This is a genomic window from Brassicibacter mesophilus (genome assembly GCF_050433385.1).
Taxonomy (GTDB): Bacteria; Bacillota; Clostridia; order Tissierellales; family Proteiniboraceae; genus Brassicibacter; species Brassicibacter mesophilus.
Genome location: NZ_JBNPXI010000012.1, coordinates 1 through 23,445, shown reverse-complemented (window position 1 = coordinate 23,445; position 23,445 = coordinate 1). Strand labels below are relative to the sequence as shown.

The 23,445-nt window shown below is 30.7% G+C and carries 17 protein-coding genes and 1 riboswitch; of the genes, 15 read left to right on the top strand and 2 right to left on the bottom strand.

From position 1 onward, the window contains the following. The first annotated feature begins 7 nt into the window (after window positions 1–7). The 7 genes from HNR33_RS12975 to HNR33_RS12945 all read left to right on the top strand — a co-directional run bounded on the left by HNR33_RS12975 (window position 8) and on the right by HNR33_RS12945 (window position 12,661). Entirely contained in the window at window positions 8–991 is a 984-nt protein-coding gene (locus HNR33_RS12975) for an AAA family ATPase (protein WP_429083964.1), read from the top strand. Window positions 992–1,019: 28 nt separating this feature from the next. Then, window positions 1,020–1,889, top strand: a complete 870-nt coding sequence (locus HNR33_RS12970; protein ID WP_429083961.1) for a DUF58 domain-containing protein — start codon at window positions 1,020–1,022, stop codon at window positions 1,887–1,889. Between the two features lie 4 nt (window positions 1,890–1,893). Continuing rightward, complete coding sequence (locus tag HNR33_RS12965; RefSeq protein WP_429083959.1) at window positions 1,894–3,690, top strand: vWA domain-containing protein; 1,797 nt, start codon at window positions 1,894–1,896, stop codon at window positions 3,688–3,690. Then, on the top strand, window positions 3,680–6,445 hold the full coding sequence (locus HNR33_RS12960) for a VWA domain-containing protein (RefSeq protein ID WP_429083956.1): 2,766 nt from the start codon (window positions 3,680–3,682) through the stop codon (window positions 6,443–6,445). Before HNR33_RS12965 ends, HNR33_RS12960 begins: the two co-directional genes overlap by 11 nt. A 226-nt stretch (window positions 6,446–6,671) precedes the next feature. Further along, window positions 6,672–10,004, top strand: coding sequence for a hypothetical protein (locus tag HNR33_RS12955; RefSeq protein ID WP_429083954.1), 3,333 nt, complete (start codon window positions 6,672–6,674; stop codon window positions 10,002–10,004). Window positions 10,005–10,107: 103 nt separating this feature from the next. Next, window positions 10,108–11,277, top strand: coding sequence for a HEAT repeat domain-containing protein (locus HNR33_RS12950; protein WP_429083951.1), 1,170 nt, complete (start codon window positions 10,108–10,110; stop codon window positions 11,275–11,277). Next, window positions 11,252–12,661: a glycosyltransferase family 2 protein gene (locus HNR33_RS12945; RefSeq protein WP_429083949.1), complete on the top strand. Its 1,410-nt coding sequence runs from the start codon at window positions 11,252–11,254 to the stop codon at window positions 12,659–12,661. Before HNR33_RS12950 ends, HNR33_RS12945 begins: the two co-directional genes overlap by 26 nt. 126 nt (window positions 12,662–12,787) lie before the next feature. Here the strand turns inward: HNR33_RS12945 and HNR33_RS12940 are convergent, their stop codons facing one another. After that, complete coding sequence (locus HNR33_RS12940; protein ID WP_429084205.1) at window positions 12,788–13,006, bottom strand: thioredoxin family protein; 219 nt, start codon at window positions 13,004–13,006, stop codon at window positions 12,788–12,790. Window positions 13,007–13,385: 379 nt separating this feature from the next. On the opposite strand from HNR33_RS12940, the gene HNR33_RS12935 reads away from it, so the two are divergent. The 8 genes from HNR33_RS12935 to HNR33_RS12900 all read left to right on the top strand — a co-directional run bounded on the left by HNR33_RS12935 (window position 13,386) and on the right by HNR33_RS12900 (window position 21,603). Beyond that, on the top strand, window positions 13,386–13,766 hold the full coding sequence (locus HNR33_RS12935) for a GntR family transcriptional regulator (RefSeq protein ID WP_429083946.1): 381 nt from the start codon (window positions 13,386–13,388) through the stop codon (window positions 13,764–13,766). Then, window positions 13,759–14,634, top strand: coding sequence for an ABC transporter ATP-binding protein (locus tag HNR33_RS12930; protein WP_429083943.1), 876 nt, complete (start codon window positions 13,759–13,761; stop codon window positions 14,632–14,634). Before HNR33_RS12935 ends, HNR33_RS12930 begins: the two co-directional genes overlap by 8 nt. Beyond that, entirely contained in the window at window positions 14,634–15,284 is a 651-nt protein-coding gene (locus HNR33_RS12925) for an ABC-2 transporter permease (protein WP_429083941.1), read from the top strand. Before HNR33_RS12930 ends, HNR33_RS12925 begins: the two co-directional genes overlap by 1 nt. 120 nt (window positions 15,285–15,404) lie before the next feature. After that, window positions 15,405–16,508: a metallophosphoesterase family protein gene (locus tag HNR33_RS12920; RefSeq protein WP_429083938.1), complete on the top strand. Its 1,104-nt coding sequence runs from the start codon at window positions 15,405–15,407 to the stop codon at window positions 16,506–16,508. After that, window positions 16,505–19,246: an AAA family ATPase gene (locus HNR33_RS12915; RefSeq protein ID WP_429083935.1), complete on the top strand. Its 2,742-nt coding sequence runs from the start codon at window positions 16,505–16,507 to the stop codon at window positions 19,244–19,246. The genes HNR33_RS12920 and HNR33_RS12915 overlap by 4 nt, the downstream gene beginning before the upstream one ends. Window positions 19,247–19,419: 173 nt before the next feature. Further along, a complete protein-coding gene (locus tag HNR33_RS12910; protein WP_429083933.1) occupies window positions 19,420–20,109 on the top strand; it encodes a metallophosphoesterase in 690 nt (229 codons plus the stop codon). A 102-nt stretch (window positions 20,110–20,211) separates the two neighbouring features. Further along, a complete protein-coding gene (locus HNR33_RS12905) occupies window positions 20,212–20,655 on the top strand; it encodes an NfeD family protein (RefSeq protein ID WP_429083930.1) in 444 nt (147 codons plus the stop codon). Between the two features lie 15 nt (window positions 20,656–20,670). Continuing rightward, complete coding sequence (locus tag HNR33_RS12900) at window positions 20,671–21,603, top strand: SPFH domain-containing protein (RefSeq protein ID WP_429083927.1); 933 nt, start codon at window positions 20,671–20,673, stop codon at window positions 21,601–21,603. A 119-nt stretch (window positions 21,604–21,722) separates the two neighbouring features. Here the strand turns inward: HNR33_RS12900 and HNR33_RS12895 are convergent, their stop codons facing one another. Then, entirely contained in the window at window positions 21,723–22,793 is a 1,071-nt protein-coding gene (locus tag HNR33_RS12895) for a YibE/F family protein (RefSeq protein WP_429083924.1), read from the bottom strand. A 208-nt stretch (window positions 22,794–23,001) separates the two neighbouring features. Next, window positions 23,002–23,189: riboswitch (cobalamin riboswitch) on the top strand. Window positions 23,190–23,445: the final 256 nt, after the last annotated feature.

The window sequence follows — 23,445 nt, the reverse complement described above, 5'->3', positions numbered from 1 at the left end:
GAGAGGCGTGGAAGTAACAGAAAAAGAGATAATTGACTTTAAAAATAAGGTTAATGATATTGAAAATGAGATAAGTAAGGCAATAATTGGGCAGCAGGATATTATAGAGCAGGTGATTATAGCTATTTTGTGTGAAGGTAATGTACTTCTAGAGGGAGTGCCTGGTCTTGGAAAAACACAGCTCGTCAAGACTATAGGAAGGGTTCTTGATTTAGATTTTTCCAGGATACAATTCACTCCAGACCTAATGCCAGCAGATGTTGTAGGAACAAATATAATTACTCATGATGATAATGGACTAAGCAAGTTTACATTTCAGAGAGGACCTATATTCAGCAATATTGTCTTAGCTGATGAGGTAAATAGAGCAACACCGAAAACTCAAAGTGCTATGCTTGAGGCAATGCAAGAAAAAACTGTAACTGTAGGTAATGCTACTTATAGTTTGAATAAGCCTTTCTTTGTACTTGCCACACAAAACCCAATTGAGATGGAGGGAACCTATCCATTGCCTGAAGCACAGATGGATAGGTTTTTATTCAAACTTGATGTTAAATTTCCTAAACTTGATGAGTTAAGCCAGATTGTAAATATGACTACATCAATTAAAGAAAACGAGCTTTCAAGGGTGACTAATGGAGAAGAGATCATCAGAATGGCTGATGTTGCTAAGAATATACCTATAGCTAAACCAGTTATGGATTATGCAATGAAGCTTATACTTTCAACTCATCCTGAGTCAGATGGAAGTCCGGAAATAACTAAGAAATATATTAGATATGGTTCGAGTCCTAGAGGGGCTCAGGGAATAATTAAAGCTGCAAGGGTGAAGGCACTCATTGAAGGAAGATATAATGTATCTTTTGATGATATAAAATATGCTGCTTATCCTGTTTTAAGACATAGAGTTATTTTAAATTTCGAAGCTATATCAGATAACATCAACAGTGATATGATAATCGAAGAGCTTCTAAAAAAAGAAACATCATAAAAAGAAATAATATAAAGGGATTGATAGTATGGAGCAAAAGTTAGTTGACAGTACTCTTCTTAAAAAGCTTGAAACACTTAAACTAAACTCTAATGTAATTTTAAACAATGGATACAGTGGTGGAAGAAAATCAAAAAGCAAAGGTTCTTCAGTTGAATTCTCAGATTTTAGAGAATATGTATCAGGAGACGATTTTAAGAAGATAGATTGGAATGCTTATGGCAGATTTGAGAAATTGTTTATTAAGTTGTTTATGGAAGAAAGAGAAGCAAATATTAATATTTTTTTAGATGCTTCAAAGTCAATGGATTTTGGTAGTCCTAAAAAAGCTTTTATAGGAAAGCAGATTGCTCTAGCATTAGGATATTTAAGCTTATCTAATCTTGATAGGGTAAGTGCATTTAATCAAAACAATGACACTCTTGATAGTCTCGGTCCTATAAATGGCAAGAAGTCACTGTCAAGTTTAGTAGACTATCTAGATAGAATAAACTGTGAACAGAAAAGTGATATGATAAATGCTATAAAGTCACGTCCATATAAAAGAGGGATATCTATAATAATATCAGATCTATTTAGTGATAGCTTTGAAGAAATAATCAAGTACCTATCGTATATGAATCAAAGCATAGTTGTGATTCAAGTTTTATGTACAGAAGAGTTACGACCTAAGTTCACAGGAGATGTCAGACTTATTGATAGTGAAACAGATGAAGCAAAGGATATATCTATGGCTTCGTCTGTTATTAGAGCATATGAAAAAACACTCAACTCTTTTTTTAGCAAGATTAAAGAAATTTGCAGGAAATATGGATGCTATTATACTCTTATTTCTAATGAGACTTCTATAGAATCCATAGTATTTGATAATTTGATTAAGGCTGGGATTTTGAGGTGATAACATGAGCTTTTATTCTCCAATGTCTTTTTTATTTTTGATTGGGTTAATACCAATCATATTGATGTATCTACTAAAAAAACAGCATACAGATGTAAGGATATCTAGTAACTATTTGTGGGAAAAAGCTCTAAGAGATGTAGAGGCGAATAGACCATGGCAAAAACTCAAAAAAAATATTTTGCTACTTTTGCAGCTATTAACATTTACAGCTCTAGTGTTTGCTATTGCACAACCGTATATTTTTTCAGATAAAATTGGTGGTGGAAATTTAATTATAATATTAGACACATCTGCAAGCATGCAAAGCAAGGAAAAAGATGAAACTAGATTTGATGTTGCGACGAAAGAGATTGAGAAGATTATAAATAACTTAAAGCCTGATACGAGAGCAACTTTAATAACTGTAGATAGCAACCCAAATATAATAGTAAATAATTCAAAAGACAAAGCAAATCTTAAAAAAAGATTAAACTCGATTAAGCCGTCTAGTAAAAGTGATAATTTTGATGACACCATTTCACTAGTAAAAGCTATGACAAAAGATATGACAAGCTATAATGTTATTTTCTTTACAGATAAAGAAATAATCACAGATATTGATAACGTAGTCATTAATAATATAAACAGCAACAGTATTAATGTTGCTATAGAGAATTTATCGCATTCAATCAATGGTAATGATATTACGGTTTTGACTACTGTAACAAATTATTCAGCTCAAGCTGTTGATTTTGACATGTCATTATTTACTGATAGCAAATTACATGATGTCAGAGAAATAAGCCTTAAACCAAATGAAAGTAAGGATGTATACTGGGATAACTTAGACAATAAGATCAGTACCATAAAAATTGACATTGATATTGATGATGCTCTTGACTTGGACAACTCTAGATATCATGTTGTAAATAGCAATCCTATAAAAAAGGTCCTTTTAATTAGTAAAGAAAATATTTTTCTTGAAAAGGCTATATCATTAAATAAAGGCGTTGATTTATATAAATCTAATGAAGTGATAGAAAATCTTAATGGATATGACTTATATGTTTTCGATGGTATGCTACCAAAAGAGCTTCCTGATGATGGTAATATCATTATGCTTAATCCTTCAAATAATCAGTTATTCAACGTTCTAGATACAAAGAAAGAAGGAGAGCTAAAACTGTTAAATGATGACTTATTTAGATATGTAAAATTAGATTTTGTATTAGGTGAAGCAAAGCAATTAGAAGCACCTAAATGGGCAATACCAGTACTCATTTTTGACGATGAACCGGTTATATTTAAGGGGCAGAAAGATAAGCAAAAATATATTGTTTGCGGTTTTGATATTCATAATACTGATTTACCACTTAAAGTTGATTTTCCCATACTTATTCAAAATATGCTAGATTATACTTTGAATCTAAGTAGGCAAGAGAAAACATCTATAGCTTCTGGTGAAAGTATTGAGATTGATATACTTCCAAAGGCAGAAAATATATATGTTATTTCTCCAAATGGTGAAAAAGAAAAAATAGGGCCGCCGTTTCCATTGCCTCCATATACTAACACAGATGAAACTGGATTTTATACTATAAAGCAAGATAGCAATGAACAGGTATTTACCAATTATTTTGCTTCTAATATTGATACTTTAAATGAATCTAATACTGAATATATGAGAAAAGAGTCTAATAACAAAGCAATACAGGGACAAAGTAAAATTAAATCAGAGAGAAGTATTGAAGATATTCTTTTATTATGTGTACTTCTATTACTAGCAGCTGAATGGGTGGTGTATAATCGTGGCTATTAGCTTTGACAATCCGTGGATGCTAATTCTATTACCATTGTTTATTTTCTTAGTTCTCTATTTCAAAAATGCCGTAGCGCATATGGAAAGAAGAAAAGCTAGAGCAATCATTGCTGTTAGATGTACTTTAATTTTTCTTATAGTTTTAGCACTTTCAGGGATGAATATAAAAACGCGTGTTGATACTATATCTACTATTTTTGCTGTTGATTTGTCAGAAAGTACAAGAGATAAGCAACAAGAAATTGAGAGCTTTATAGAAGAATCTATAAGCTATGCGTCAAAAAATGATAAAATTGGTATAGTTACTTTTGGTAGAAATACTGAAATAGAAGTTCCCTTAACTAAAGGAATGGAGACTGTTGAGTTCCAGACAACTCCTGATAGAGGATACACTGATATTGAAAAGGGATTAAAATTATCACAGGCATTGCTTCCTGAGGATTCAATGAAGAGAATTGTTCTAATCACTGATGGTGAGGAAAATATCGGAAATAGTTTAAATGAAGGTAATATTCTTGAATACAATGACATTGATTTAAAGATTTTGAAGGCAGATAGACATATTGATGACGAGGTACAATTAAATGGAATGGATATTCCCCAAAAGCTATATCAAAATCAGAGCTTTGATATAGTAGTTCAAATTTTCAGCAATGTAAAAACAAATGGCAAACTAACTTTATACGCTAACTCTGCATTGGCTGGTCAAAAAGAGATTAGTATAGAAAAAGGGAACAACAAGTTTATTTTTAAGGACACAGCCGACCAATCGGGATTCCAATCATATACAGCTGTTATAGATGCTCAAAATGATAGCATTACCCAAAATAATGAGTATTCAACATTTACCAATATAACGGGTAGCCCTAATATTTTACTAATAGATGGCCAAAGTGATGGTGGAAGAGAGATATATAAGCTGTTAAGTTCGGCAAAGCTAAATATTCAGCATATAAAAGATACAGAGGTACCGCATAGTCTTTCAGAACTATCTAAATACAGTACAATAATAATGAGTGATGTATCTCTAGAAAATGTCAGCACGGATTTCTTAAATTCGCTTCAGAGTTATGTTAGAGACTATGGCGGCGGATTAGTTGTGACAGGAGGAGAAAACAGTTATGCACTTGGCGGTTATTACAACACTCCTCTTGAAGAAGTTCTTCCAGTAGACATGGAAATGAAAGTAAAAGGTGAGGTACCTAATCTCGGTCTCATGCTTGTAATAGATAAGTCTGGAAGTATGGAAGGCGGACAATACGGTATAAGTAAAATAGAAATAGCAAAGGAAGCAGCGATAAAAGCTGTAAACTCACTTAAGCCAAAGGATAAGATAGGGGTTATTGCATTTGATGGAGCTGCCCAGTGGGTAGTAAACCTGTCGTCAACAGAAAATGAGAATGATATTAAATCAAATATTGGCACTATTAGAGCAAGTGGAGGAACAAGTATAATTCCAGCACTAGACGAGGCATATAAGGCACTAAAGGATGCTGATACAAAGATAAAGCATATTATATTATTAACTGATGGGCAAGCAGAATCAGCAGGTTATGATCAACTTATAGAAGATATGGATGAGGCTGGGATAACTATATCGACTGTCGCAGTGGGAAAAGATTCTGATACAAGATTACTAGAATGGATCGCTAATACAGGAAGTGGTAGATATTATTTTGTTGATGAATTTTCGACTATACCTCAGATATTTACTAAAGAGACCTTTTTAGCATCAAAAGCTTATATAAACAATAGAAGGTTTATTCCAAACGTTTCGTATAGTCACGAGATAATAGGTCCATTAGTTGAAGGAATACCTGAACTTGATGGATATATTGGAGCATCAGTAAAAGATAGGGCTTTTAATATATTAACCAGTGATACAGGTGATCCTATTCTTTCAGCATGGCAATACGGGTTAGGAAGAAGTGTTGCATGGACATCTGATTTAAATGGTAGGTGGAGTTCAGAATATCTTCAAACACAACTAGGAAATGATTTAATTAAAAACATGATCGAATGGACTTTTCCGACAACTTCAAGTAATAATATATCTATTGAAACGGCAAATATAGGTGGGGAAGAGGAATTAACTGTTAGGAATACTGGAGATATTAGTACCGACTATGAAACAAAAGCTACAATAATAGCACCAGACCTTAGCTCCCATGATATAGAATTAAAGCCTTCAAAGCCAGGAGAATACAAGAGTAAACTTCCAATTGATCAAAAAGGTGTATATATTGCTAAGGTTACACAATATAAAGACGGAAAAGCTGTTAATATTGGCAGTTATGGTATTGCTTCTAATTATTCAAAGGAATATGATATTACAACATCTCAAAACAGACTTGATATGCTAATAAATAAGTCAGATGGCAAGTATATAACAAGTCCAAAGGATGTATTTGCTAATGAGCTAGAAAAAGTTTATGGCTCAAAGGACTTGTTTAGAATTTTACTGATATTAGCTGTATTACTTTTGTTATTAGATATTGCATTTAGACGGCTTAATTTTAGATTTAATATTACCTTTGAACCAAAAGCTATAAAGCCATCTAATGTTCAAAATATAAGTACAAAAACAGTTGGAGCAGGTAAACAAAAAAAGATTAAACATTCTGATATCCCAGATAGCCATGATAGTATTGATGAAACTAAGAATGAAAATGAAGAAAAAGAAAAGAAGAGCCCATTAAATAGTCTTGATACAGCTAGACTTTTAAAGGCTAAGGATAAAAGAAATAAAAGCTAAGTTAGGTTGACTTAGCTTTTATATTTATGTGATAATTAAAATATCTGTTAAAATTGGGAAATAAAATATATAATGATAATGCAAACAAATTTTTATAACCCATATGAAAGTTTTAGTTTTCTTTAAAATAATATTTCTGCTAAATGGGTTTCATAAAAGGCTTCCTTATTATATTAATACTTGAATAGAAGCCTTTTTTACATTATGTACAGGGGTTGATGGTTATATGTTGAGATCTATAAAAAAAATAGCTATATTACTAGGATTAGCTTTAATAGTTAGTTCATCGATATTAGGTTGGACTATAATAAAGAATAAAACATTAAATGTTGTTATCATAGATAAAACAGTTCCAGATATTTCTTATAGAGAGCACAAGGGATTAATGTGGGTTCTTAACAGCCTAAAATATACACATGGTGAAAAGAAGCTTCCATATAGATATAATACTGACTATTATGGTTTTTTCCCAAAAGAAAATAAAGATTTTGAAGTAAATAAATTGCCTAAAACATTAGAGAATACTGATTTCATATATTTGGCAGATACATATGGAGTATATGAGGATGAATATTATGACGATATTGATAGAGGTGAAAAATCTAAGCTCATATATGGCGGATTGACTGAAGAGGAAGTAGAAACTATTAAGGAAACCATGTATAGAAATGGTTCTACTTTGGTAGCTGAATTTAATACCTTTGGAAGTCCAACTGATATTAACGCTAGAAAAGAAATGTATAATCTTTTGGGGCTAGAGTGGACAGGTTGGATAGGAAGATATTTTAATGATTTGTCAAGAGATGTTGAAATACCTGAATGGACAGCTAGAAATTTTGAAAAACAATATAATAAAAAATGGAGTTTTAATGGAGCAGGATTTGTTTTTGTTAATGAAGAAAATAGATTAATAGTACTTGAAGAAGGAAAAGATACTGGAAAAGACGGATGTCAAATAGAGTTTAATGATAAAGGTAAAGAATTGTTTGGCATAAATAAAAGTGTGCACTATAATTATTGGTTTGATGTAGTAGAACCTAGAAATAATGGAATTGAATTGGCTTCTTATCGTATTGATTTAACTCAGCAAGGAGAAGAGAAACTTAGCCGAGAAAAGCTACCGACGATTTTTCCAGCAGTTATTAAAAACAACAACAGAGCCTTTACTACATATTACTTTGCTGGAGATTTTAGTGATATCAACAAAGTGCCCAGGTTTTATAAAGTCTTAGGACTGTCAAAGATAAAAAAATACACAACTATTGATACAAAACAGAGCGAAGATGCATTTTATTGGAAGGTATATGTGCCTATGATTGAAAAGATTTTGAAGGAAGCATCTACTAAGGATCATAAAGTGAAAACGACTATTGAGGTTGATGAAAAAGACGGAGTTAAAATTAACGCAAAGGCTGGTAATGATAAGCTTCAAATTATGGTTAACGGTGAATGGGAGGATACACTGATAAAAGGTGTAAATATGGGAATTGCGAAACCTGGATACTTCCCTGGAGAGACAGCTATATCAAAAGATGAGTACCTAAGATGGTTCAATTATATCGGGGAAATGAATGCAAATGCTATAAGAGTATATACACTTCATCCACCAGCATTTTATGAAGCTTTTTATGAGTATAATATGACATCTGACAAACCCCTTTATTTATTTCATGGGGTGTGGATAAATGAAGAAGAGCTTGTAAAATCACAAAATGCTTTTGAGCAGGTAAATGAAACAGAATTCAAGCAGGAAATAAAAAATATTGTTGATGTGATACATGGAAATGCAATAATCAAGGAAAGAAGAGGACATGCGTCAGGTGTTTATAGGTATGATATTTCTAAATATGTAATAGGATGGATTTTAGGAATAGAGTGGGATCCTCATATGGTTAATAGTACTAATGAGAAGAACTCAGAATTAAAAGATTATCAAGGACAGTATGTTTATACTAAAGAAGCGTCACCTTTTGAGATATGGTTAGCTGAAATGATTGATTATACAGTAGGTTATGAAACTGAGAAATATAATTGGCAAAGACCTATGAGTTTCACTAACTGGGTGACTACTGACTTACTATCTCATCCAGCTGAGCCGTTGGAAAATGAAGATTTAGTAAGTGTTAACCCGAACAATATCTATGCTAAAGATAATTTGTATACAGGTCTGTTTGCTTCGTATCATATATATCCATACTATCCTGATTTTATGAATTATGAGGATAAGTATCTTCAATATGAGGATAAAAATGGTGTGAAGAATACTTATGCTGGGTATCTTAAAGATTTAATAGAACAGCATAAAATACCAGTTTTAGTTGCTGAGTTTGGGATACCAGCTTCAAGAGGATTAACACATAAAAATGTTTATGATATGAATCAAGGTTTTAACTCAGAGAAAAAACAAGGAGAAATAGATGCAAAGCTATTTAACAACATAGTTGATGAGGGATATGCAGGAGGACTAATATTCACTTGGCAAGATGAGTGGTTTAAGAGAACATGGAATACTATGGATTATGATAATCCTGATAGAAGACCAATGTGGTCAAATGCACAGACAAATGAACAACAATTTGGACTTCTTAGCTTTGATCCAGGAGCTAGTTTAAAGGTTAAAATAGATGGGAATATAGATGAATGGGAAGGTAATGGATCAATAAAAGCTTATGAAAGTCAAAATCAGCCGAATTATCATAGTTTTTACGATGGTTATGATGAAGGAAGAAATCTAGAAAAAATGTTTGCTACAAGTGACGAAAGATATCTATATCTTAGAATAGACTATAAGGATTTGGGAGATAAAGTAGATTGGGAGAAAATGAATACTCTCATATTCATTGATTCAAAAAAGAATCAAGGAAATACTACATTACCATTTAATACAAATGTAAAATCAGATGCAGGAGTTGACTTTATTATTCAGCTTAATGGAAAAGACAACTCAAGAGTATTAATTGATAGTTATTATGATACCTTTTATTACCAATATGCAGAAAAGCTGAATATGATTCCTAAAAATGATTATGCCTCAAAAAAAGACAATGGGATATATCACAAAATTGAACTTGCTTTAAACAAAGGTTTGTTTATACCAAACAAATCTCAATATATTCCTTTTGAAAAATATGAAACAGGAAGGCTAATGATGGGAATAGGTGATCCAGATTCTAATGAATATAATTCTCTCGCAGATTTTTATGTAAGTGAAAAGAATAATACTATTGAGATAAGAATTCCTTGGTTGTTACTCAATGTAAAAGACCCTAGTTCGAGAGAAGTTATGGGAGATATTTGGAGTCAAGGAATAAGTAGTAGTGAAATTACTGAGGGGTTTCATATAGGTGCATTAACATTTAAGCCAGATAAAAACGGAGAGGCTACTGTTACTGGAAAAGAAATGAATATCACAGATTCTTTACCGATGATAAAAGGAGAAAAAATATACTCTGAAAGTTTATTTCTATATAGTTGGGAATCTTGGGATGTGCCTACTTATCATGAAAGACTAAAAAAGTCTTATTATATTATCAAGGATCTATTTGAGAAATTTAACTAAGGGAAATGAATATGGCTAAAGTCTTAGTTGTAGATAATGAAATCTCTCTAAGATTTTATCTAACAAAAATATTAGAAATACAATACTACTAAAAGGTGAGAAAATGCTTAAAACAGTTATTTACTATACAATTCTTGTTTTTTTTATTATTGACAGTTTGCTGTTCATTTTCTTATTGTCAAGGAAAATCATAAAAAAAATACAGAGTAATATAAAAAGAGAGAAGAGAGACTTATTTGTTGATCGAATCGAAAAGTATTTACATCAAAATGGAAAGATGAAAATATCTAAGAACTTAAGTAGATTTGAAATGAACTTGATGGAAGAAATAATATTTGAATATTTAACCTATTCAAAAGGAGACATGAAACAGGCTATTATTGAAGTAGCTTATGAGTCAGGTATAGTAGAAAAGCAGATGCATGAGATAAAAAAAAGGAACTGGTGGAGTCAGGCTACAGCTGCACATAGACTAGGTATACTTAAATACGAAAATGCTGTACCAATATTACTTGAAAAACTGGAATCAAAAAATAAAGAAATACAGTTTAAAAGTGGAGAGGCAATAATTAGAATAACTGGAGCGCAGCATTTAGAATATGTTATTAAATGTTTAACTAACAATGAACAAAAAAACTACAAACGTATTCTAGATATGATTGATGGCATTAATCAAGATATATACTCAGTACTACAAAAAAAAATAGATGGAGATTGTAAGGAGTATATTATAATAGGTCTTGAAGCTTTAGCAAAACGCAAAGATTATAGGATTGTTCCTTATATAAAAAAATATTTAAGCAATGAAGATAAAGAAATTAGGATAGCTGCTCTTAAAGCGAGCAATGAAATTGGTGATATTGGTGATTTTGAGTATACAAAAATGATCTTAAATAAATACAATGACTATAGTTGGGAAGTACGATCATTTTTAGCAAGGGCTTTATCAAACTTTAGAAATATTGATTCTACTAAAATACTTGTTAAGTTAATGAAGGACTCAAGATGGAGAGTAAGATATAATGCTGGCAATAGTCTAGCTATACATGGAGAGAATGGCATCTTTATGCTATCGTGTATGTTGTTTAGTGATGATAAGTTTGCTCAGGATATGGCTTGGCAAGTATTACAAAAGGAACTGATGTTTAATCAATTAGCAATAGATGGCTTGGGAAACAAAAGTTTATTAGAAAAGGCTTATTCGAACATTGAAAAATATAAGCTTACAAGAAGTGTAGGTGGAGATTGTGAACTGGCAAACAATATTAATTGATATTATAACTAAGTATAATCGTTTTGTACTAGGATATCTTACTTTTTTAAATATTATATATACATTTATTTTATTTCTATCATTCTGGGGAATATTTATTCACTTAAAAAGAATAAAGTATGGTTCATATTATGATATGCTGTCTTCTGATTTTATTCCTCCAATTTCTGTACTTGTACCTTGCTATAATGAAGAAAGTACGATTGTAGAAAATATTAACTCCCTATTAAGCCTTGAGTATTCAGAATTTGAAGTGATAGTTATAAATGATGGTTCTAAGGATAATTCTTTGATCAAACTTATAGATACATTTAAGTTAGAAAAAATAGATATGATATATGAAAAAGTATTAAACACAGAACCAATAAGAGAAATATATATTTCTTCTGTTTTTGATAATCTAATAGTTGTTGATAAGGAAAATGGTGGAAAATCTGATGCGTTAAATGCAGGAATAAATATAGCAAAGTTTCCTCTGTTTACAGCTATTGATGCTGATTCTATTTTAGAAAAAAATTCTCTTGTGAGAATAGTTAGACCGTTTGTGGAGGATCCTATAAGAGTTGTTGCTGCAGGAGGGATCGTAAGAATAGCAAATGGTTCAACTATTAAGAAGGGTTTTATTGAAGAAATTGGGCTATCAAAAAGTGGACTAGCAGTTTTTCAGACTGTCGAGTATATAAGAGCCTTTTTATCAGGAAGAGTAGGTTGGAGTGAATTAAATGGGTTAATGATAGTATCAGGAGCATTCGGTGTATTTAAAAAAAATATTGCGCAACAAGTTGGTGGATATACAGTAGATACTATTGGAGAAGACATGGAGCTTGTAGTAAAGATACATGATTATATGAAGAGGCAAAAAAGAAAGTATAAAGTTGTGTTTATACCAGACCCAGTATGCTGGACACAGGGACCAGAAGATTTAAAATCGCTGTCAAATCAAAGAATAAGGTGGCACAGGGGTTTGATAGATTCATTATTAACACATTGGAAAATGCTGTTTAATCCTCGATATGGTTTTTTAGGAATGGTTATTGTGCCTTATTATTGGTTTTTTGAAATGTTTGGTCCATTTGTAGAAATTACTGGCTATATAACTGTTATATTATCTTTTGTTTTTGGAATATTAAATGGAGAGTTTGCAATACTATTTTTTATCGCAGCAGTACTATATGGTATATTTATCTCATTAGGCTCAATATTACTTGAAGAATATTCTTTTAGAAGATATGAAAATATAAGTGATTTCCTGAAACTAGTATTATACAGCGTATTAGAAAATTTTGGATATAGACAGCTTACTTCTTGGTGGAGATTTAAAGCATTTTTCGGATATAAATATAAGAAAAATAAATGGGGAAGTATAAATAGAAAGAAATTTTAGCGTGGATAACAAAAACAGAGAATTGAAATAAAGTACTTGCATAAAGGAACTGCCACAAAATTTTATTTTGAGACAACCCCTTTATATTCTATATAAAAGAATCAAAAAAGAGCCTTCAGCAGTGACTTATTTAGACACTTCTGGAGGTTCTTTAGCTTGCTTAAATGCATTTAATAGTATATCAGGCATTTCTAAAATTGATGGAACCTTTCCTTCAAGTACTACAACTCCGTTTATTACTAAAGAGGGGGTTTTAGTAACGCCATATTTTAGTATTTCTTGGCGCTTTGCTACTATTTCAAATTTATAATTTAGTTTCAATTGTTGTAAAGCCGCATCTACGATGGGCGCTAATTTGCTTCCACCTCAACAGACCTCTTCTAAAATTTTAATATCCATAATAAACCTCCTAAATTAATATGTTGTGTTTGCTTTAATATTATCACATAGATATATATCATTAAAACTTAAAATTAAATGTATAAAATGGAACATTCAGATTTCTTAACAGATTTTTAAGTTTCTTTTTCCAAGTTTTCATAGAAAAACCTAATAATCGTTATATTGTTTCTTCATTTATATTCAAGTACACTTCTAAAATTAGAACTGAATATCAAGATAACCATGATAAAAATAGTAATTAAAAATTGAATTGTATATTGACTAAAGCGTATATAGTATATATACTGTATATATACTATATACACAGAACGAGGAGGAAAATATGTTTATTTCCATATCAAATAGTAATCCAGATCCTTTATATAAACAGATTAAAGATCAAATAATAAATGCTATTGTTACAAGTGAATTGAAAGAAGGGGAATTACTACCGTCTATTAGAATGATGGCTAATGAATTAAAGACAAGTGTTATAACTATCAAGCGAGCATACCAGGATCTAGAGGCTGAAGGTTATATCATAACAAGACCTGGTTTAGGGTCATACGTTACCTCTATTAATAAAGATAAATTAAGGAGTGAAAAGATGGTAGAGATAAGGGAAAAAATGAAAGAGATAGTTGATGAAGCTAATAAATATTATATTGATATAAATGAGTTAATTAAAATATTACATGAAATAGGGGGAGACATAAATGGATAATATTTTAGAAGTCAGTAAATTGAGAAAAGAATATAAAGAATTCAAGTTAAAGGATGTCAGCTTTAATCTTAAAAGAGGATATATCATGGGTTTAATAGGTCCAAATGGTGCAGGAAAATCGACAGTTATGAAATCTATAATGAATCTTATAAACTATGACAGTGGCGAAATAAAAATATTTGGACTAGATTATAAAGCTAATGAAGAGCAAATAAAGAACAAGATAGGGTATGTAGGTGAACAGCAATTTTTTTATCAAGATATGAGTGTCAAATGGACTGAAAAATTCTTTTCTCAATATTATAAAAACTGGAATAAAGAAAAATTTAATAGCTTGATTGAGAAATTTGAAGTTAGCAGAACAAAAAAAATAAAAGAACTGTCTAAGGGGATGAGGGTAAAGTTAACTATAGCTTTGGCTTTGGCACATGAACCTGAACTCCTTTTATTAGATGAACCTACTTCAGGAGTTGATCCAGTCATAAGAAGCGAAATTCTTGATATACTTTTACAATTTATCCAAGACGAAAAGAAATCAATACTTCTATCATCTCATATTACTGAAGATATTGAGAAGATTGCAGACTATGTGACATATATTGTTAATGGGAAAATATTATTAGCTGCAGAGAAAGAAAAATTATTGTCTACTTGGAAGAGAGTGCACATTAAAAAAGATGCTGTTTCAGATGATATTAGAAAATATTTAAAGGAAACAGAAGAAAACTATTTTGGCATTTCTGGTGTTACAGACTCATTGGATAAATTACAGGAATATACTAAAAAGATGAATATTAAAGATGCTATAAGAGTAGAAAATACAAGTCTTGATGATATTCTGATATCACTAGTTAAGGAGGGAAAATAATGCTCTATATTATTTTTAAAGATATATATCAATCACGTAAATCAATTATACTATATATGGTTTTAGGAGTAATGTTTATTTTATTTAATCGTGTCAATGGAACAGAATTGGGCATGGTCTCAGCGTTCATATTTGTATTAGTGTACGGGATTGTATCAAGAAATGAATATAATGAAGATAAAAATGGCGGCTATATGATGTTGAGAACATTGCCAATAAAGTCATATAAAATTGTTGTAAGTAAGTTTATAACTGCTATTATCTTAGCAGCTATCGGCGCATTATTTTCGTATGCTGTCATTTCAATATATTCAAGAACCTTTATACTAGATGAAGCTACTAAGCTATTAATATTAGCAGGTGTAAGTGTTTCATTATTATTTTCTGGATTTCTATATATTCTTGTATATAAGTTTGGTGCGACTAGGGCAATTAATATTTCAAAAATTTTATTCTTTGGAATTTTCTTTTTACCTCCGATAATTGTATCTTATATTCTTAAGAATATACCTAAAAGCTTTGATATAAGCTCTATTGATGCATTTATTAACAACCTAAATGGAATAAAGATTATATCTTTTGTATTGATAATATATATAGGGATGATGCTTATTAGTATTTCAATATTTGAAAAGAAAAAAGCAGTATAAATTTAAGACCTGTCTAGAATTAGACAGGATTTAAATTTTTAATATTCAAAATATCTGTATTTAGCAGGAATTTGGACCACCTTTATCGAAAGTATGTTCTGTATGATGGAGGTGATATTTGTGGAAATAAAATTTATACACACAGGTGATTTACATCTTGGAATGGAGTTTAAAAATGCAAGCTTTGACAGCAAGCATTCTAATATAAGAAGACTTGAATTATGGGAAACCTTTGATAGAATCATAGATAAATGTAAACAAATAAATGCTCATTTTCTTTTGATAGCAGGAGACCTTTTAGAAGAAGCGTACTGTACGATTGGAGATGTTAAGAGAATAAACAGTAAATTTAAGGAGATTAAAGATACTAAAGTAGTACTTGTTGCAGGAAATCATGACACCTTGGGAAAGAGGTCGTTATATAGATTGATAAAATGGGAAGATAATGTACACATATTTGAAAGCAATCAAATCACTAAGCTTGAGTTTAAAGACTTAAATACAATAATATGGGGATTAAGCTGGGACAAGAAAGAAGAAAAAAGAAACTTAGCTGATAATATAAAAATAGAAGATCAAAGTAAAATAAACATTTTATTAGTACATGGGGATATGTTAAATAAGGACTCTGAATATCTACCTATGAACAAGAATGTTATCATAGATAAAGGTTTTGATTATGTTGCACTAGGACACATTCACAAACCACAATTTATCACTGAAAAAATATGCTATTGTGGCAGCCCGGAACCATTAGATTTTGGGGAAACTGGAATGCATGGGATTGTAGAAGTATCAATAGCCGAAAAAGATACTAAAGCTAACTTTATTCCATTTAGCAAAAGAGAGTTTTTAATTAAAGAGATAAATATAATTGAAAATATGAATTATAATGATATAATTGATGAAATACGTAGCTGTGACTCATATGAAAATAGAATGAAAAATCTTTATAGAATAGTTATGAAAGGAATAAGAGATAGTGATATTAGTCTTAGAATAGATGATATTAAAGACTTGGTAACTAATGACTTTAATTATATTGAGATTGTGGATAAAACAGTACCTGACTATGATTTGGATAAAATCTATAAGGAAAATTCGAATAATATTATAGGCTACTTCATTAGAGAAATGGAGAAAAAGGGATTAGAAGATGTCATAGTAAAAGATGCACTTTATTCTGGATTGGATGTTCTACTAAATGAGAAGGTGAGAAAATGATGTTAAAAGAACTGATTTTATCCTCTTTTGGCAAATTTAATAATAAATCATTAGTACTAGAGAAAGGTGTTAATATTGTATATGGGAATAATGAAGCTGGAAAAACAACTGTGCATAAATTTATTGAAGGAATGTTTTTTGGTTTTTTTAGGCAATATAGTAAAAGACGAATGTATTCAGATGATTACGATAGATATTTTCCGTGGAATCAAAATGAATATAACGGAGTCTTAAAATATATGCACAACAATAATATATATAGAATAGAGAGAAACTTTATAAAAGGAAATGACGAAGTAAAGATTTTTGATGAAAGAACTGGTGAAGATATAACTTACCTCTTTGAGTATGATAATACAACTCGATTACATCAGCCATCTTCGGTTCATTTAGATTTGAATAATATAGTATTTAGTAATACCATAAGCATAAAACAGCTTGGTACTAAGACCGAAGATGGACTTGCTAAAGAAGTTAAAGATAGTCTTATAAATCTAGGAGGTAGCTTAGACGAAGATATATCAATTAAAAAGGTTATGGAGAAACTTGATAAGAGAATTGATGAAATTGGAACAAAGGCTAGGATAAAAACTTCACCTTATGGAAAAATTGTTGAGGAGCTAGCCATTCTTGATATTGAAAGAAAAAAAGCACATGCGGTTATGGATGAAATAAAAGAGCATCAGGAAAGATTAAATAATATTTCTGAAGAGTTACAGAGTATAAACACACAAAAAGAGGAAATACAGCATAGCTTAGTTATGCTTGATATATATGAGGCTAAGCATAGATATAATGAGGCTGTGAAGCTAATAGAAGAAATAGATGAGTTGGAAAGAGAAACAAATGATCTTAAAAAATATAGTACTCTAAGCTATGAGGATTATACAGAGGTTATTACACATGAAAACACTCTTAAAGAGCTAATGCATAATAAAGAAGCTTTAAATGAAAAATATAATAAAATAACTGTAAAATTGAGAGATACATCAATGCGTTTGAAAGAATTAGAAAGTTTTTCTAATGTACAGGAGAATGATTGTGAGAAACTAACTATTTATCATAACACAATGGAGCAAAAAAAAGGAGAACTAGAAGAAGTATATAAAAAGATTCAAGAATTATCCATTAAGACATTGACAGGTAAAGACGCAAAATTTACTGATATAAATGAGAATATGTTTATGTTTGAAGAGCTTGAAGATGAGAAAAATAGACTTATATATAACAATGAAAGCAGTAATTTAGCATTTCTAACAGCTAGATTAGAAGAAAAACAGAAGAGCTTAGTAAAGTTTAGAAATGTAAAGATAGCCTCTATATTTCTGGAACTAGCTTCAATAATATGTGGACTAATTATTGATCCTGTTTTATATTTTGCTAGTATTCTGCCTGTAGCGTTATTTTTTTATTCTGTCTATACAATAAAAGAGGTTAATTCATATACTTCAAAATTGAATAGTCAAATAACTGAGATAGAAGGTAGGGAGAATGAAAAGAATAGTAAGATTGAAGAAATAGACTCTAAATTAAGTGATATACTTAATAAATATGAATGCAGTTCAAAGTCAGAGCTAAGAAAGCTTGCCAATGAACATTCCAAGAATTCATTACTATTAGGAGAAAAGCTACTTATAATTGAAGAGCTTAAGCTCAAGAAAAATCAACTAATTGAAGAAATTCAGGTATTAGAAGATAAGATAAAAGCTTTTTTAATACTAATACAGTGTGAAGACTATGTTAATCAAAACAGTATTTTAAAATTTAAGCAGAATTATTCTGCATATCTTGAAACTAGTAAACTTAAAAAAGAGATCCAAAGAGAACAATCAGAATTATGCGATGAGATTAAGAATATTGAAGCAAGATATAAAGAAATACAAAGTAATATAGCAACTATACTTGAAAAGAATAAAGTAAATAGCATTTCTGGATTTAAAAAAGGGTTAGATAATAAGAGCAAATTTGATAAGTTGATGCAAGTATTAGATAGCAAGAATAGTCTGCTAAAGAGAATTTTAGGAGACAATAGCATTGAATTTCTTATGAAAAATGCTGAAAAGTATAAGGATGTTGAAGAAAAAGATATGAATGGCTTAGATAAACCAACTTTAGGAAAAAGCCTTAAGCAGATTAATGAACATATTATCAATAAGCGAGAAGAATTTACTAGGTTGGAAGAGAAAATTAAAAATTTATATTCGACAACAAAGCCATTAGTATTTATTGAAGAAGAGATTACAAGAAAAACTAAAACAAAGAATGAATACGAAAATAAGCTTTCTTCATTAGAGTTAGCTAAAGAGACAATTGATAGAATATCTAAAAATATTCAAAGAGACTTTGCACCAAGATTAAATAAAGAGGTAGGGAAGATTTTAGCAGATGTGACAGGAAATAGATATGAAGAAGTTAAAATCAATGAAGCTCTAGATATAAAAATAATCGATCCAAGCAGCAACAAGCTTATAGATATAGAAAAGCTAAGTGGAGGAACAATAGATCAGATATATTTTGCTACAAGATTTGGTATTGTAGATATAATAAAAGGAGAAAACAAGCTTCCACTAATTCTTGACGATTGCTTTATACAATATGATATAGAAAGACTAAGTAACATTATGAGTTTTTTGATTAATGAAAGCTTAAATAGACAAATTATTTTATTTACATGTCATACTAGAGAAAGAGAACTTTTAGATACCATGAATGTTAGCTATAACTATGTTCAAGTATAAATATCTCACACTGAAACTTAAATATTAATAAAAAAGAGTTAATGGGATGAAGATTTTGAACTTAGTATGTAATGTAGAAAGTGTTAATGTAGTACATTAACCTTTATTAAACTGTAAAACAAGCTATTTTGTGGTTAATGTTAAGCTTTAACATTAAGTAATGAGGTGAAAAAATGGCTATATATGGAATAGCAGATCTTCATTTAGATTCATCTGGCGAAAAGCCAATGGATATTTTTGGGGAAAAATGGGATAGACATGAAGAAAAAATTTTTGAATACTGGCAAGAAACTGTTAAATCTGAAGACCTAGTATTAATTCCTGGAGATGTTTCATGGGCATTAAAGGCAGAAGAAGCATATATAGATTTAAAGAAAATAGATGAGTTGCCTGGTAAAAAGGTGATTAGTAAAGGTAATCACGACTATTGGTGGGTTACTAAGAGTAAGCTTGAATCACTTCAATTGGACACTATACATTTTTTATACAATGATAACTTTATATATAAAGATATTGCTATATGTGGAACTAGAGGATGGCCGACTAAAGATAGTGATGAGTTTGATGAACATGACGAAAAAATTTATAGTAGAGAGGTAAACAGACTAGACCTTTCTCTCTCATCAGTAAAAACTGATGTTAAAACAAAAGTAGCTATGCTTCACTATCCTCCGTTCAATATGGAAAATAAAGAACCTAATGAGTTCATTAATGTAATGCTAAAACATGGAGTTTCAATATGTGTATATGGACATTTACACTCAGAAGGTCATAGGCTTGCGTTTGAAGGAAATATTGAAGGAATTGATTTTTATTGTATTTCTAGTGACTACATTGATTTTAAGTTAAAACAATTGTTGTAATTACCCCCATTGTTAAATTTAAAATAAACTGATAAAATAGAAGTTATAATTATAGTCTTTGGGTATATATTATATGAGACTATGAAAGGAGGAAGGGGTGTAATGGGGTTTGAGTTTTCTAACGAGGTGCTATGGATAGTTATTGCAGTAGCATGTGTGATTATAGAGGCTGCTACATTAGGACTCACAACTATTTGGTTTGCAGCTGGTGCAATTATCGCTTTAATATTTGCTGAATTTAATGCACCTTTACTAGTGCAGGTCTTAGCGTTTCTAATTTCATCAAGTGTGATCCTGTATTTCACAAGACCAATAGCTCAAAGAGTGTTAAAAATAGGGCACACTAGGACGAATGCTGATAGGTTAATAGGCAAAACAGCAATTGTAACTATGGAAATCAACCCTATTGAAGGCTTAGGTCAAGTAAAGGTAGCAGGAAAAGAATGGTCTGCAAAGTCACATGATGAACGAATAATAGAAGAAAATAGCAAGGTTGAAATTATGGAGATTCAAGGCGTAAAGCTAGTTGTCAAAAAAATTGATTAAAGGGAGGAACAAATAATGCCTGGTTTTATTATTTTTTTAGTACTATTTTTTATAGCTATAATCCTTATTATTACTAACATAAGGATTGTACCTCAAGCACATGCTTTTGTTATTGAAAGATTAGGTGCATTTCAAGATACGTGGAATGTTGGACTACATGTAAAGATACCTCTATTAGATAGAGTTGCAAATAAGGTATCACTAAAAGAACAGGTGGTTGATTTTCCACCTCAACCAGTTATAACAGAAGATAATGTAACTATGCAGATAGATACAGTAGTATATTATGAAATTACTGACCCAAAAGCCTATACTTATGGTGTTGAAAATCCATTATCTGCAATAGAGAACCTTACTGCGACTACATTAAGAAATATCATAGGAGATTTAGAATTAGACCAAACCTTAACTTCTCGTGATACAATTAACACAAAAATGAGAAGCATACTAGATGAAGCAACTGACCCATGGGGTATCAAAGTAAACAGAGTTGAATTAAAGAATATAATTCCACCGAGAGAAATTCAAGATGCTATGGAAAGACAGATGAAGGCAGAAAGAGAAAGAAGAGAAGCTATATTAAGAGCAGAGGGAGAGAAGAAATCTGCTATCCTTGTATCTGAAGGTAAAAAGGAATCTGCAATACTTGAAGCAGAAGCAGAAAAACAAGCCGCAATATTAAGAGCAGAAGCTAAGAAGGAAGCAGCTATTAGAGAAGCTGAAGGTCAAGCTGAAGCTATACTCAAAGTTCAGCAGGCCACAGCAGAAGGTATAAAAATGCTTAATGCATCTGCTCCTACACAACAAATTATATCTTTAAAAGGATTAGAAGCTTTTGCTAAAGCCGCTGATGGTAAAGCAACAAAGATAATCATACCATCAGAAATACAAAACTTAGCTGGATTAGCAACTTCTTTAACTGAAATAGTTAAGAAAGATGAAGAATAAAAAAACTACAGCTTTATCTTTTCTATTATAAATAAGAAGATAGTCTGTCTTGACAATAAGGCGGCTATCTTTTTCATTTATTTTCATTAATGCTGTATACTATTTTTAAATTAGAATGGTTATGCTTTTATAGAAGCCATAAAAGAGCTTATTGGGATTGTCAGAATTAAACCAATACTTCCACATAGCGAACGAAGTATTTCCTCTGATATAAATTCCATATTAATTGAATCTATAAATGAAGCATCCATAGTTACAAAAAAAAGTAATAGTGGCAGTGATGCACCAGCGTAAGCTAGAATTAAAGTATTTGTCATTGTGGACATAATGTCTTTTCCTACGGTTAACCCTGATCTAAACAGTGATAATTGGGATGTATGTGGATGTTTATTCTTTATTTCAAAGATAAAAGAAGTGATAGACATGCCGACATCCATTACAGCTCCAATAGTACCAATTATAATTCCACTAAAAAGCAATCCACGGTAATCTATAGATATATTTGTGTAGGCAACAAGGTTTTGAACGTGTTCATCGGCAAGACCAGTTAATGACATATAATTACCAAAATAATAGGCACAAAGTCCTGCTACAATCGTACCTCCTATTGTGCTTATAATAGCACAAAAACTTTTACTGCTAAAACCACTTATTAATAGGAAGTTTATAAAAATGGCAATGGAAGAAGTAATAACAGTTGCTAGTATAGGGTTGTAATTATTCAATAATAAAGGTATTAAACAAAAAATAATTAATAAAAATGTGAGTATTAGTGAAAATGCTGACCGTAATCCTTTAAATCCTCCAAAGATAATTAGAAAAACCATGAAAGTAATAGCTAGTACTTTTATAGTATCTATTCGGTACACATCTGATAAATCTGCTCTTTCTATTTTTCCATCTACTAAGTATAGACTAACAATAATAGTCATGCCTTTTCTCAGCTCAATGTCCGATTGTGTGTTTTCGATAGGTATATGATCAAATTTTATTAATTTATTTTTATAAGGTCCATTCTTAAACTTAGCTTGTATATGATAGATAATTCCATCATTTTTCGCATCTTCTTCTATTTCAGTAACCACTGCTGTATATTGTTTATATTGATCATTTTCTTCTGCATATATATTTTTATAAGAAGAAATAAATAGAAGTAAAACAATAATACATATACTAATGTTCTTTTTCATATATACCTCCCCTAGTGGCTTGTCTTAAATAATACATATTCACTAGGAGTATTACTTATGTTTGTAAATGCAAAATTAAGAGAAATGCTTTTATTATTAAATAGTCTTTAATGGATTTTAGTATAACACATATATTTGCATTAAATTGTATTTAAAAGAATTGTTGACAATTATTTTAAGTAATGATATATTCTAGTTGAAATTAAAATTGAATACTATGACTGTTGGTGTAGTTTCATTTATGAAATTGCTTAAAAGGGAAGTTTGGTGAAATTCCGACACGGTCCCGCCACTGTAATGGATAGAACCCTACAAATGCCACTGTGCAATATGCATGGGAAGGTGTAAGGTTTGTTATTCCTAAGTCAGGAGACCTGCCAATGGTAACAGCGCTGTTTATTACTCACGAGGATGGGGAGGTGTTATTTAGTAGTAGAGATCTTACTTTGTATTTGTTCTACTAGTATTAATAATGCCCTTTCTATGATTAGAAAGGTTTTTTTATTGTGCAATAACTCATGTGTAATAGCTCAGCAAAAATTTGCTGAGCTATTTTATTATGGGCTTTAGCCTGTTGAGCTCGCGAAGCGTGCGAAACAATAAACCACCTGCTATGCGGGTGCGCGACAGAAGTTATACAAAAAAATCACCT

What these genes read in the sequence shown, in the direction of transcription:
- HNR33_RS12970 (WP_429083961.1), top strand. Translation starts at nt 1,020, where the DNA reads ATGGAGCAAAAGTTAGTTGACAGTACTCTTCTTAAAAAGCTTGAAACA.
- HNR33_RS12965 (WP_429083959.1), top strand. Translation starts at nt 1,894, where the DNA reads ATGAGCTTTTATTCTCCAATGTCTTTTTTATTTTTGATTGGGTTAATA.
- HNR33_RS12955 (WP_429083954.1), top strand. Translation starts at nt 6,672, where the DNA reads ATGTTGAGATCTATAAAAAAAATAGCTATATTACTAGGATTAGCTTTA.
- HNR33_RS12950 (WP_429083951.1), top strand. Translation starts at nt 10,108, where the DNA reads ATGCTTAAAACAGTTATTTACTATACAATTCTTGTTTTTTTTATTATT.
- HNR33_RS12935 (WP_429083946.1), top strand. Translation starts at nt 13,386, where the DNA reads ATGTTTATTTCCATATCAAATAGTAATCCAGATCCTTTATATAAACAG.
- HNR33_RS12930 (WP_429083943.1), top strand. Translation starts at nt 13,759, where the DNA reads ATGGATAATATTTTAGAAGTCAGTAAATTGAGAAAAGAATATAAAGAA.
- HNR33_RS12925 (WP_429083941.1), top strand. Translation starts at nt 14,634, where the DNA reads ATGCTCTATATTATTTTTAAAGATATATATCAATCACGTAAATCAATT.
- HNR33_RS12915 (WP_429083935.1), top strand. Translation starts at nt 16,505, where the DNA reads ATGATGTTAAAAGAACTGATTTTATCCTCTTTTGGCAAATTTAATAAT.
- HNR33_RS12910 (WP_429083933.1), top strand. Translation starts at nt 19,420, where the DNA reads ATGGCTATATATGGAATAGCAGATCTTCATTTAGATTCATCTGGCGAA.
- HNR33_RS12905 (WP_429083930.1), top strand. Translation starts at nt 20,212, where the DNA reads ATGGGGTTTGAGTTTTCTAACGAGGTGCTATGGATAGTTATTGCAGTA.
- HNR33_RS12900 (WP_429083927.1), top strand. Translation starts at nt 20,671, where the DNA reads ATGCCTGGTTTTATTATTTTTTTAGTACTATTTTTTATAGCTATAATC.
- HNR33_RS12895 (WP_429083924.1), bottom strand. Translation starts at nt 22,793, where the DNA reads ATGAAAAAGAACATTAGTATATGTATTATTGTTTTACTTCTATTTATT.